Source organism: Streptomyces sp. CA189, assembly GCF_056428985.1.
Window position 1 is genome coordinate 81,085 of the sequence record NZ_JBWJVM010000005.1, and the last position, 12,140, is coordinate 93,224.

Consider the following 12,140-nt stretch of genomic DNA (forward strand, 5'->3'; position numbering starts at 1 on the left):
ACGGAGGAGGACGACGACTACTGGGGAGCCTGCCGCCGATCGCTGGGCCCGGCAGCCTCGGTCGCGCGTGACACAGGCGTGAGTTGGTGGTTGGTCGAGAAAGAAGACACTGGCGCTCCAGATCGCCCACAATCGCGACGCGCGGGGCCTGCAGGGCGTGATCTTCACCCGTGACGACCGCGCGGGCGAGGGCAAGCTGTCCTCCCGCCTCGGCCTGGTGACGGAGGCGGTGGAAGCACCGGAGGGCATGGACCTGTACGCGTACGTGGTCGCCCAGCTCTCGGCGGGCGGCAAGGCGGATTACGTGATCGTGGACGAGGCGCAGTTCCTGGCTCCTGCCCAGATCGACCAGCTGGCCCGGATCGTGGACGACCTCGACATGGACGTCTTCGCCTTCGGCATCACCACGGACTTCCGTACGAAGCTCTTCCCCGGCTCCCAGCGCCTGATCGAGCTGGCGGACCGCCTGGAACAGCTCCAGGTGGAGGCCCTGTGCTGGTGCGGCGCCCGCGCGACGCACAACGCCCGAACGATAGACGGCGAAATGGTGGTCGAAGGCGCCCAGGTCGTCGTCGGCGACGTGAACCGCCCGGCGGAGGAGATCGGCTACGAGGTACTCTGCCGCCGCCACCACCGCAAGCGCATGACCTCGGCCGCGGCCCACGCCGGCGCCCTCTCCCCGGACGTCCTCCCGGTCAACCACGCCTGACGCTGTCGCGAGGTGGGAGCTCCTCTCTGCTGGATCGGGCCGATCAGAGGAGCACCCCGGTGGGCGTGGCGCTCTAGTCGAACGGGTCCGGGGGTGGCCCAAGCTCTGCGCGGCGCGCTCCGACACTCTGCTGAACCCACGCATCGGTGGGGTCTGGTCCGGGATTCTCCAGGGCTTGATTCCACAGTTCGCGAAGGTGTGGACGAAGCGACTTGTGATATCCATCGCCGATGTCAACGACGTCCTCGGGGTCGAGGTCTCCCAGATCACAGAAGGCCGCAAGGACTGCTTCCACTGCGCGCCAGTCAGTTGGCACCGTCCCGTGCAGCATCCTCCGGACGGTCTCGCGGCTCGCAGTGCCCTCCAGGTCGTTTCGTCGGGCAATGACGTCCCTGACCAGTCTCAATGGGGGTCGCCCAGCGTCTCGGTAGAGGTGGAACAGAAGGGCGGAGAACCGGCGTCGAGCGCCCGGTGGCAACTCGGCTTCACTCGGCATGTAGATGATCTTCGGCATTGCGCTCCGTCCGAGTTGGTCCTGGCACCACGCGGCATCCAATGGCTCAGGATCACTCAACTCACCTTTGTATCGGCATGAATTGGTGACTCGACGCCTTAGTGCGTCCAGCTCGATCAACCGCCTTCCGCATTGGGGGAGGCTGGCTTCCGAACCTAGTTCTGGAGAGGAAGACAGTGCCGAATGAAGAGTCCCGCGATGGAATGGCCATGTCCGCGCTGTGGCGTAGGAGGACGCTTGTAGGTGTCTTGTTCGTCGTGCTGGTGGTCGCGGGCCTCGTGCTCTTCGCGCCTACAGACAGAGCGGCCCTTCTGGTGCAGCTAATCTCCTCGGCAACAGCCCTTGCAGCCGCCATCGTTCCGCTCTGCCGACGCCGGAGCCGTGAGGAGTAGACGTGGCAGCGGACAAGTCCAGGCCCTGTGCGAGTGCCGTGCCCGTGCGAACCGCACGCCCGTACGGTAGGCAGCGAAATGGTGGTTCAGGCTGCCCAATCGGCGGTCAGTGAGGCGTTGACCACTCCTGGGCCCCGCAGTGTTGGGCAAGCACATCGGAGGGTAGAGAGAGTTCACCTGAGAGTGCGTCTCTCTAGAGCTACGCGACCGGATGCGACAGAGGGCTGGGAAGATGAGGGCCATGTGACGTCGTCCGGCCGCCTTCCACGTCCACTGTCATTCGACCGGCACGCTGGCCCAGGGGATCCGCGGCTATTCGAAGAGCCGCGTATTGTCGCCCCCGATCCACTTGTCGCTGACCTGGGTTGTGGCGGGGATGACCTCCGGATAGCGGTCCGCCAAGTACTCCTGGTGAATCTCTTCGCCGGTCCTCCGATCCGCGATGACCTTTACACCGCTCATCTTCATCTTCTTCAGAGTGCCGATGGACTCTCCCGAGATGAGAGCATTGAACGCCTTGATGGCCTGCGCGGACTGCTGCACACTGTCCCGGCTGACGATCCCTCGATTTACGTTGAGCATGGTGTTCGTGTACATGGCCCTGGGGTCTCGTCCGACGAACTCACGACTGGCGTCACCGATGCGGTCGAAGAACAGGTCCGCAACCTGCTCCGTCCACCCGTCGGTGATGATCTTGTAGGCGACGGCCAAGCCGGTGGCGCTGGCGTGGCACTGCTTTCCCTTCCCGACCAGGCGTAGGATGCGATCCTCTTCGACCGGCCACTTCAGTACCAGCTCCTGCAGCTGCTCGGCCGTGAGTCGGCCGCTGGTCCATCGTGTCCAGTGGAGGCCGGCGGCACGGTTGGCAAGGATTTTCAACGCGGCGCCGTAGACGTTGGAGTTGCTCTGCTTCATGTGAGTGATCTGGGCGACGAAGTCTCCCGCGGTGCGGACGCGGCCTCCGTCGATGGCGGCGAACGTGTCCGGGGCGAGGTTGTACGTGACCTGCGCGGTTACCGTCATGTCGGTCTCGATTAGCGCGGCGGCGCGATGCTGCCCGTCGATGAGGCAACCGTGCCAGTCGAGTGCAAATCCTTGATGAGTGGTGCGGAACTGCCCCCCACGCAGAATGCTCTTGAACTTGTCGACGTTGGAACGCTTAAGGGGGACCCGATTACACGTCCTCTTCTCCATCCAGCTTGCGCACTTCGCTGGTGTCACCTCGATGATCTCGGAGTAAACCGGCGGAGTCTTGACGCTTTCGCTTGCCATGGATGCTGTCCTCTCCCGCGCGTACGGTCGCGTCCTATGGGGGCCGTAGATGACGCGACTGCGCGTCTTCTCTCCGAGAGGCTATGAAGCGGTGGCATCCTGTAGCAGCGGAAGTCAGATCCTGTCGCGCATTGACGCGGATGCTTCATTCTTCGGCGGGGTGCCTTCTGTTTGTGATGGAACATGCACTTTCCCATGGCTCAAGGCGCCTGAACGTGAGGCCACGTGTCAGGTCGAGGGCGCCCCGCCGGCGGTGCTGGTTCCGGTCCGGCGGGGCGTCGACAGGCTGTCGGCCGCGTGGCCGATGACCAAGCAGTTTCATCGTCTAGAGGCGTGCAGCAGAGGGGTCGCGTGCGCCAACCATGGACACTCCTCGGTGTGCTTGCAGGCGAGAGGCTGCCGTCTGCGATTGCTCGCGGTGCGAGCCTGGGCAGCTGTCTCCGACAGGGTTCAGGACCGGCAAGCAACTGTGACGGGGGAGGCGACGTCATCCAGTCGGCAGCAGCCCCGGCCTGCCGAAGTCGCAGTCGATCCGCTCTGTTTGCAGACTGCTTGCGTGCTCGGAAGTCGGTCATGGGTGTGCGTTGGGCGGATGCGTGCCGGATCTCGGCTCCGAAGGACATGTCGGCCGGGAGCCTGTTGGTCCTGGGGACCGGCCGGCGGAAGGCTGCGTTTGGGCCAAGGACACATCGGGGCACGCGTGCACGGATTCGGTTGAGGTCGACATGCGGAAGTGGAGCGTTGGATCTGGAGCATCGGACAGAGGGTTTCGCTACCGCCCCGCCAGTGGTCCCAGGGTCCAACCGGTACCGCCACCCGCACTGCCCAGCCCTCGGTTCCCTCTGCTGTCGGGCCGCAGCAGCAGCGCTTCCAGATCTGGCTGAACTCCCTGCGAGCAGGGGATGTCTCGGGTCGACGAAGGGCATTCGGGCCGGTACCTGGAACCACTCTGCGCCTTGGTCTCACTCTTGGTGACGAGGTGTGGGAGGGGTTCGTAGCTCTGACCCCAGAGGGGGTGGCGATCACGGACTGCTCCGCCGATCCGTCCACGAGGCCCACATGTCCGGCGTGAGTGTGCAGCCCGGTCAGGAGCAGGCCGGTGGATTCGCGCCCGCGGTCGTCCTGGCGCCGCACCCACACGAGCGCCCGTCCGCCGGCCGGTAGTGCGGCGAGGGCCCGTACGGACTCAGTGAGAGCCGAGAACTCGCTGACCTCCAGGACAGGGCCCAGCTTCGCCATCGTCGCGGCGAACCAGTCGGCGTCCCCGGAAGCGGGCGTCGGACCCGTTGCCTCGCCCCGGTTCCAGGCGTCGAGGAATCCCCAAGGGGCGGAGTTGGGCAGCAGGAACGGCTCCTCGGGCCCCTTCGGCACCACCACGGCGGCATCGAGCATCGAGTGGCGCCAGTCTTGGCTGCGCAGGGAGGCCGTGGTCTGGCAGGCGAACAGCCACCCGCGTGGGGTCTCGTCCCCGGCATCGGGCGATACCAGTTGGACGGGATCCGTGTACGTGGACCTGAGCCACTCCTCGCCCTTGATCCGGGCTGCCGCGAGGCCACCGGCCGTCCGGGGAACCCCGGTCTTCACCCGGGCGAAGACCAGCTCCCTCAGCCCGACAGCATCCAGCCGCGCCAGACCACCCGTCATCCCGTCCAGGAACACCACGGTTCCGTTGTTGTTGTGCGCGTACACGAGGTGGCCACTGACCTCAGTCCCGCGGATCGCCCGCCGCACCCACACCACACCCTGTGTGCCGGGCCCGGACTTCTCGGCCTGCGCGATCACCTCGTCCCAGTTGGCACACCGCAACTGCTCCGCCGTCGGGAAGTAGCGCCGTAGCAGGAGCTGCCACCACCCCGGCGCCTCGTGAGCCGGCTGCCATGGCAGCGGGGACGACGGCCGGCCCGCGATCGCAGCGGCCACCGTGACCACGCATCCACGCGAGTTCAGTCGCAGCGCCTGCCTCTCCGGATCACGCTCCACCGTGTCCTGCGTGTACGCCGCAGCATCGCCCCAAGGATCATCGGCCGCCGGGTGGAACGGCACCCCAAGGTCCTGGGCACCACCACGGAAGCAGCCAGCATAGGGGTCCGTGGATATCCGGGCTGCTCGATCACCTGACACGCGAACAGCCTCGTGCCGGCATCCTCGGCGATCGCGTCGATGCTCTGCTGCGTGTCGTACCTGATGATCCAGGCCAGGTCGTGTTCCTCGCTCAACTGCGGCTGGACGACGACTGCCCACGGCTCGTGGGCGAATGCCTGCACAAGGTAGGGGCGCGCGCCGCTTCCACGGCCTCGTTCAACGTGAGCATCTCTCTGGTTCCTGACCGTGCTAGCGATAGGGGACATGAGCGATTTCGCTGACGTTCAGTGTCTCCAACCTGGCCAGCGTCCCGGTGTGGCCATCCAGGAAGACCACTCCGTGAGGAGTGTTCACAGCGTTGAAGACGCGGCCGATCCCGCCGTGGCAGGAAATGGCGACGACGCTGCGCGAATCCGGCCCACGTACGGGATGTCACCCTGCGGTCCGGCCCCGGCGGAGGTCACAGCCCGTGCGTCGGCGCAGATTCCGTCCGCGGCTGCTCGTGACATGGACGTCCATGTCCCCAGCCGGATCAACCAGGCAGACATGGACCCCTGCTGGAGTACGACGTCCCTAAACTGACGCCGGAACAGATCTCGGAATTCGTTCGAAGGGCTCATGACTATGGCGGCTGACGCCCACCGGCTCCTCATCGTCTTGGTCGAGAGCGTAGATGCCTCACGGGCCGTGTGCGTGGTGCGGAGCCTGCACGGCTCCGCACGCGTCGGGACGCTTTACCGGCTGCCTTCTCCGGCGGGCGGAACCGTGGAACTGGCGGAGATCGAGTGGTACGGGCATCCCCGGGAGGTGCTGGACGAAATGCACCACGGGAAGGTCTGCCTCGTCGGGTCCGGTGCGGGGGCGCTGCGGGCCGAGGAAGACCTGGCGGTGCAGGAACGGAGGTGACCGGACCGCCGATCCAGGGCAAGCTCGGGGGGCCGGCCGTTTCCAGGTGGAGGCTCCGTGCTGGTGTGGCGCCCGCGCGACGCACAACGCCCGCATGGTGGGCGGCGAGATGGTCGTGGAGGGCGCTCAGGTGGTCGTCGACGACGTGAACCGCCCGGCGGAGGAGATCGGCTACGAGGTCCTCTGCCGACACCACCGCAGGCACATGACCTCGGCCGCGTCCCGGTCGGGGGCCCTCTCCCCGCACGTCCGTTTCGAGCACGACGCCCTGGGCCGGGTCACGCTCCGCCAGAAGACCCGTCTCTCCCGCAAGCGGGACACATGGCGCTATGCGTGGGACACCGAGAACCGTCTCACCTCCGTGACCACCCCTGACGGGACACGGTGGAGGTACCGCTACGATCCGCTCGGCCGCCGCACCGCGAAACAGCGTCTGGCGGCCGACAGTGAGAGCGTGGCCGAGGAAGTGCTGTTCACCTGGGACGGCATGACCCTGTGCGAACAGACCACGCTCCAGCCGGACGCCCCGCACACGGTCGCCCTCACCTGAGACCACCGCGGCGACGTCGCCCTGGCCCAGCGAGCGGATCCTCACGGCCGACGACCGCCGGCAGGAGATCGACCGCCGCTTCTTCGCCATCGCCACGGACCTGATCGGCACTCCCACCGAGCTGATCGACGAATCCGGCGACATCGCGTGGCGCAGCCGGTCCACCCTGTGGGGCACCACCGCCTGGTCCCGCGACAGCGCCACCTACACTCCGCTCCGCTTCCCGGGCCGGTACTACGACCCCGAGACCGGGCTCCACTACAACCTCTTCCGGCACTACGACCCCGAAACGGCCCGCTACCTCACGCTCGACCGCTGGGACTGGGGCCCGCGCCCAACCCCTCCACCTACGTCGAGAACCCGCACTCCTGGACCGACCCGCTGGGGCTCGCCCCGTGTCCGAGGGGCGCGCGACCACATGACGGCGGACGGGACGAAGATCGCTGATGGTACGTTCTGGTCGGCCTGGAAGCCGGGCGACAAACAGTTCCAGGGAATCATCGACAAAGGGTATTTGTGGTGACCGGTTCGGAACACGGGGATTCGGAACACGTCGGCGCACCGGACGTGCGGGCCGTGCTCGGCCGGGACGGCACCTTCGCCCCGTCCTGGCTGCGCGGCAAATCGGTGACCCCGGTGCCCGCGGGCACCCGGCTCGACGCGGCGCTGGGCCGCCGGATCGCGGCCGGCTGCCGTGCGGTCGGGTCTCCGTACGTCCTCGCCACGGACCTCGCCGACGGCCCTGAGGTGATCGCCTGTACGCGGTCCCGGCCGGCCACGGGCACGGAGGGCATGGACATCCGCCCGCCGTTCCTGCTGTGCGCGCCCGGCCTGCAAGGCGCCGTCCTCTTCCCCGTACCGGGCTACGCGCTGATCGCGGGAACGGCCGCGTTCATGGCTGCGGCGGTCGGGGAAGGGGTCGACGCGGCACGCGCGGGCTTCGGCCGTCATGCGCGTGCCCTGGCGGACCGCCATCCCGTGCTGCCGGCCGTGGCAGCCGCGTACGGCCCCGTGCACCGGGCGTGGGCCCGACCCGAGGATGTCGACCCGCAGAGCGCCGCGGCACGGCAGCTGGCGCTGCTCGATGCGTTCGCCGAAGGGATCTGCGCGGCAGGGGACTTCGCAGCCGGCTGGTGGGAAGCCCGTCGTGCGTCCCAGGCGAACGGCGAACGGCTCCAGGGGGCGCTTGGCGCCCTCTTCGACCAGGTGTTCATGATCCTTGAGGACTACGAGGTCGATCCCGGGTTCGCCGAGCCCGGGGACCTCGACGACGCCGGGCTCAAGTCCGCGGTGCTCGCCGCCCGGGACGCCTTCCGAAACCAGGGAACCGGCCGAAGCGGGAACTGAAACGCGGTAGCCTCCCGGGCCCGGAGAGGGGCGTGGGTGGGCGGTGTCCACCGCGGAGTCGCGCGGCCTACCTCGACGGCAGGACGTGGCGGGACCGCTCGATGTGGCTGCGCAGCGGGCAGGGCCGGGCGCCGCAGTCCCATGTCTGGTGGTGGCGCGTGCCGAAGTCCGCACCGTGGTGAAACCGGACGGAGCGGTGCCAGGCTGACGCTCGGCGCCGTCCCACGCCGCGCTCGCGATCGGGGGCCTGTCGGCGTGCTGGCGGCGCCGGACGCCACGGAACGGGATCCGGGCCGCCGACGGGCGTCACTCCGCACTGCCGGGCGCCGCAGACGTTCGTCCTTCGACCCCGCACCCTGGGGCCCGGTGGGAGGAGCGAGCATGGGGACAGCACGGGACGCCGCGCGCCGAACGGGCCTCTTTCCCTGCCCTTCCCACCTGCGGAAACGGGTGCGGCCCCCAGCGGGAGAAGCCGGGGGCCGCGCATTCGGGACTGGGTTCGGAGCGGGTTCGGAGCGGGTTCGGAGAGTGGTCCGTCCAGGCAGGACCGGTCAGAACTTCAGGGTCCAGTGGTCGAGCGTCCCGGAGGAGCCGGCCGAGATGTCCTCGACCCGGAGCTTCCACACCCCGCTCGCCGGGGAGGCGGAGGCGTCCACCGTGTAGACCTGCTGGATCACGCCGTCGCCCTCGTCCTCCACGGAGTCCTTGACCAGGTACTCCTTGCCGTCCGGGGCGACCAGGTGGACGTCCAGGTCACCGCGCCAGGTGTGGGTGGCGTGCAGGTACACCTGGAGGTTCTTCGGCGCGTTGCCCGCGATGCCGGTGACGGTGACCGGGACCTCGATGGTGCCCGGGTCGGGGACCGAGTGCGGGGTCTGCACCTCGTACGCGGGGAACGTCATCGACCAGGCGTTGAGGGTGCCGACGGAGCCGGTGTACGGGTCGGAGACCTTCAGCGTCCACGTGCCGTCCGCGGGCGAGGCGGAGGCGTCCACCCGGTAGGTCTCGCGGAGCACCCCGCCGTCCTCGGTGGAAGGGGTGGAGGTCGAGCGCAGCGGGTAGGTCCGGCCGTCCGGGGAGAGCAGGTCGATCAGGACGTCGCCGCGCCATTCGTGGGTGACGTCCACGGCGACCTGGAGGGCGGCCGGGGCCTGGCCGCCGATGCCGGCCACCGTGAGGCCGGAGGTGACCGAGCCGCCGTCCGGGACGCTGAGGTTGCCGGTCATGGCGAAGGGCGTGGGGAAGTCCAGCGACCAGCCGAGGAGGGTGCCCTGGGAGCCGGCCGAGGTGTCCTGGACCTGCAGCTTCCAGGTGCCCGAGGCGGGGGAGGCGGAGGCGTCGACGGTGAAGCCGCCGAGCGCGCCGGCCCCCTCGGTGCCGGAGGCGGACTTCAGGTGGTGCAGCTTCCCGTCGGGGGCCACCAAATCGATCTGGAGGTCGCCGCGCCAGGGGTGGGTGCCCTCCAGTTCGACCCGGAGCGCCTTGGGCGCGTTGCCGGGCACCCCGGTGACGGTCAGCGGGGCCTCCACGGTGCCCGGGTCGGGGATGGGGCGGTCGGTGTCGTCGAAGACCTGGGAGGGACGCGGCCGGGCGGCCGGCTCCGGCTCCGGGGCGGCCGTGCCGACGACGGCCTTGCCGAGGTCGATCCGGGGGGTGACGGCCCCGGTGTACGTGATCGGCGTTCCGGTGGTGCCCAGCATCGCCACCAGGTTCGCAATGCTCTGTGCCGGGTACTTCTGGCGCAGCACCGCCAGGGACCCCGCCACGTGCGGGGCCGCCATCGAGGTGCCGCTCTTCGCCGCGTAGCCGCTGCCCGGGACCGAGGACACCACGGCCGCGCCGGGTGCCATCACGTCCAGCAGCGGGCCGCGGTTGCTGAACGAGGCCACCTGGTCGTCGTTGGTCGTCGCGCCGACCGTCACCGCCGACGGGACGCAGCCGGGGGCGTTGACCGCTTCGCCGTACCCGTTGTTGCCGGCCGCGACCACCGTCGCCACGCCCACCGAGTACAGGCTGTCGATCACGGACTTGCGGGGGTCGGTGTTGCAGGTTGTGGTCCAACGGCCCGCGCCCAGCGACATGTTGGCCGCGACGATGTCCGTGCCGGACTGCTTCAGCGCGTACACCTTCTCCAGCGCCTTGATCTGCGAGCTGGTGAAGCTCAGCACGCAGGGGCTGTTGCCCGCGCCGCAGTAGGCGTCGGAGTTGAAGCGGGAGAACACCTGCATCGCCACGATGTTCGCGCCCGGGGCCGCCCCGCGCTTGGGGGCGCCGCTCAGGCCGGTCCCGTTGCCGGCGGCTATGCCCGCCACGTGGGTGCCGTGCGAGCATGCCGCGCCCAGTTCCGCGCAGCGGCCGGCGTCGGCGTCGGCGCTGCCGGTGCCCTCCTGGGAGGCCTCGCCGTTCGGGCAGAGGCTGGTCGCGCCGTAACTCTCGTCGTTCACCGAGAAGCAGGCCTCGGCCGTCACTCGGCCGCTCAGGAAGGGGTGGTTCTTCGCGACACCGGTGTCGATCACCGCGACCGCGGTGCCCGCACCGGTGGCACCGGCGGCGAACGCCTTGTCCGCGCCGATGCGGACCGTCGAGCCGTCCAGCATCGGGGGGACCGGGACGTCCTCCGTCACGCTCACCACGTCCGGGTTGGAGCGGAGTTCGGTGAGTCCCGCCTGGTTCACCGTGAGGGTGACCATCGGCAGCTGGTCGTACGCCACCTCTGTCTCGCCCGCGGCGGCGGCGGTGGCCACGCCGGAGCGGGTCTGGGTCACCACGTTCACCCGGACCGTGCCGCCGCCCTCGGTCCCGGACTCCAGTGCCGGGTCCACCGGGACCTCGTCGGCGGCCGCCGACGGCGCCCCGACCAGGGGCAACAGGCCCGACGGTAGTGCACCGAGCAGGAGGCCCGCGGCCATCGCGACGGCCACAGCAGATCTCTTCACGACAGGCTCCAGGTAGTAGGCACCGAGCGGGCGGTGCCGCGGCGGCAAAAAAAGAGGGAGGGGGCAACTCGCTAATGAGGCCCGCGGGTTAAGGGCCGGAAGTTCAAGGGGGCGGGGGTCGTGTGCTCAGGCCCCGGGGCGGGGACGGGGCAGCAGCGTCGGCTGCTCGATCAAGGTTGCCGCAGGTGAGGGGGGTCTTCCAGGGTTCTTGGGTGTCCTGGGAGCGACATGTCCTCGACAGGACAGAGTGCGCTCGGGCGCGTCCGTCAAGGTCGGTTCGTCGACTGCCGGCAGCTGTACCTCGGCCTTCAGCTCGAGGTTTATCCTCCGGCGTCGAACTGAGCTGCCCTGCCCCCTGCGATCGCGCTGCCCATCAGGTGGCGTTGGCGCCGTTCTTCGGGTGGCCGCCGTAGAAGACCGCGGTGTAGTACGTGTACGCGGTGGACCGGCAGGCGCTCTTCCAGAAGTACGCCGGGCAGGAGTTGTAGTACAGGATGGTCTAGGCGATGCCCTTGTTGCGGTCCAGGTAGTAGCGGTAGCCCTGTCCCGGCGGCCGGGGCGATCCCGTCCGCCTGGGCCAGGCTGGGGCGCCCTGCACGGTGCTGCCCGGCCTCCGGGCGGATCCCGGTGGCCTCCACCAACTGCGGGGCGGCCGCGTCACCGCAGTAGGTCAGCTGCCAGGACGCACCGTCCGGGCCTGAGACATCGCCGAGGGTCTGGCCGGAGGCGGTGGTGGCCGTCGTGTAGTTGACCTTCACCGTCTGCGCGGGGACGTCGGATGCGCCGGGTCCTTGACGGTGGAGACGCGTCCAGTGCTGTCGTAGGTGACCGTCGTCTGCCTGAACGCGGCGTTGCCGACCACCGTCACCAGCCGGGACCGGGTTGCCGGAGGAGTCCAGCGGCACGTCGTCACCGGAGGCGACCTGGGTGAGGTCGATGGTGAGCGTCTCGGTGACCGTGGTCTTCAGCACGCCCGCGATGTCGTCCCACTGCACGTTCTCCACCAGCGTGTAACCGTCGGCCGCCTTGTCGGTGTTGATGCTGCCGCCGTTGGCGCCGGCCACCGAGTCGGTCAGGTCGTAGCGGACGGACTCGGCGGTGTCCAGGTCGGTGGTGGTGATCGAGCCGGAGCCGGAGACCAGCGTGCGGTTCAGCTGGCCGCCGACGAACTCGGCCTCCCAGCTCGGACCGAACACCCCGAGGTCGGCGCGGGCGGCCGGTGCGTCCTGGGGGCCTGGGCGACGCCCGTCCCGCTCCCGTCCACCGTGTGGGTACGGCTCATCAGGCCGTACGACACGTCGTTCTCGGATATCTGGAAGCTGTCGTCGGCCGACTGGTACATGCCCGGGCCGATCAGCTGGGTCTCCCCGGTCTCCAGCGCCGGGGAGGGGACGTCCTCGGCAACGGCCGACTGCGGAAGCAGCAGGGCCAT

Annotated in this window: 8 protein-coding genes and 1 pseudogene; 4 read left to right on the forward strand and 5 right to left on the reverse strand. The window is 69.0% G+C overall.

Features of this window, described 5'->3' with window-relative positions; all coding sequences use genetic code 11:
• Positions 1-109: 109 nt before the first annotated feature.
• A complete protein-coding gene (locus AC061S_RS06245) occupies positions 110-709 on the forward strand; it encodes a thymidine kinase (RefSeq protein WP_478684920.1) in 600 nt (199 codons plus the stop codon).
• A gap of 1,218 nt (positions 710-1,927) precedes the next feature.
• Here the strand turns inward: AC061S_RS06245 and AC061S_RS06250 are convergent.
• The gene (locus AC061S_RS06250; RefSeq protein WP_478684832.1) at positions 1,928-2,887 is read right to left on the reverse strand and encodes a hypothetical protein; all 960 of its coding nucleotides are present in this window, start codon (positions 2,885-2,887) and stop codon (positions 1,928-1,930) included.
• Positions 2,888-3,337: 450 nt separating this feature from the next.
• On the reverse strand, positions 3,338-5,128 hold the full coding sequence (locus AC061S_RS06255; protein ID WP_478684833.1) for a toxin glutamine deamidase domain-containing protein: 1,791 nt from the start codon (positions 5,126-5,128) through the stop codon (positions 3,338-3,340).
• Between the two features lie 459 nt (positions 5,129-5,587).
• Here AC061S_RS06255 and AC061S_RS06260 point away from each other — a divergent pair, with 459 nt between their 5' ends.
• The 3 genes and pseudogenes from AC061S_RS06260 to AC061S_RS06270 all read left to right on the forward strand — a co-directional run bounded on the left by AC061S_RS06260 (position 5,588) and on the right by AC061S_RS06270 (position 7,772).
• On the forward strand, positions 5,588-5,875 hold the full coding sequence (locus AC061S_RS06260; protein WP_478684834.1) for a hypothetical protein: 288 nt from the start codon (positions 5,588-5,590) through the stop codon (positions 5,873-5,875).
• A gap of 247 nt (positions 5,876-6,122) precedes the next feature.
• Positions 6,123-6,827 (forward strand): annotated as a pseudogene (locus AC061S_RS06265) (RHS repeat domain-containing protein); the annotation flags it as partial.
• 117 nt (positions 6,828-6,944) lie between these two features.
• A complete protein-coding gene (locus AC061S_RS06270; RefSeq protein ID WP_478684835.1) occupies positions 6,945-7,772 on the forward strand; it encodes a hypothetical protein in 828 nt (275 codons plus the stop codon).
• A gap of 551 nt (positions 7,773-8,323) precedes the next feature.
• On the opposite strand, the gene AC061S_RS06275 is transcribed toward AC061S_RS06270, so the two are convergent.
• The 3 genes from AC061S_RS06275 to AC061S_RS06285 all read right to left on the reverse strand — a co-directional run bounded on the left by AC061S_RS06275 (position 8,324) and on the right by AC061S_RS06285 (position 12,140).
• Positions 8,324-10,708, reverse strand: coding sequence for a proprotein convertase P-domain-containing protein (locus tag AC061S_RS06275; protein ID WP_478684836.1), 2,385 nt, complete (start codon positions 10,706-10,708; stop codon positions 8,324-8,326).
• A 320-nt stretch (positions 10,709-11,028) separates the two neighbouring features.
• Entirely contained in the window at positions 11,029-11,904 is an 876-nt protein-coding gene (locus AC061S_RS06280; protein ID WP_478684837.1) for a hypothetical protein, read from the reverse strand.
• Entirely contained in the window at positions 11,859-12,140 is a 282-nt protein-coding gene (locus AC061S_RS06285) for a hypothetical protein (protein WP_478684838.1), read from the reverse strand. The genes AC061S_RS06280 and AC061S_RS06285 overlap by 46 nt, the downstream gene beginning before the upstream one ends.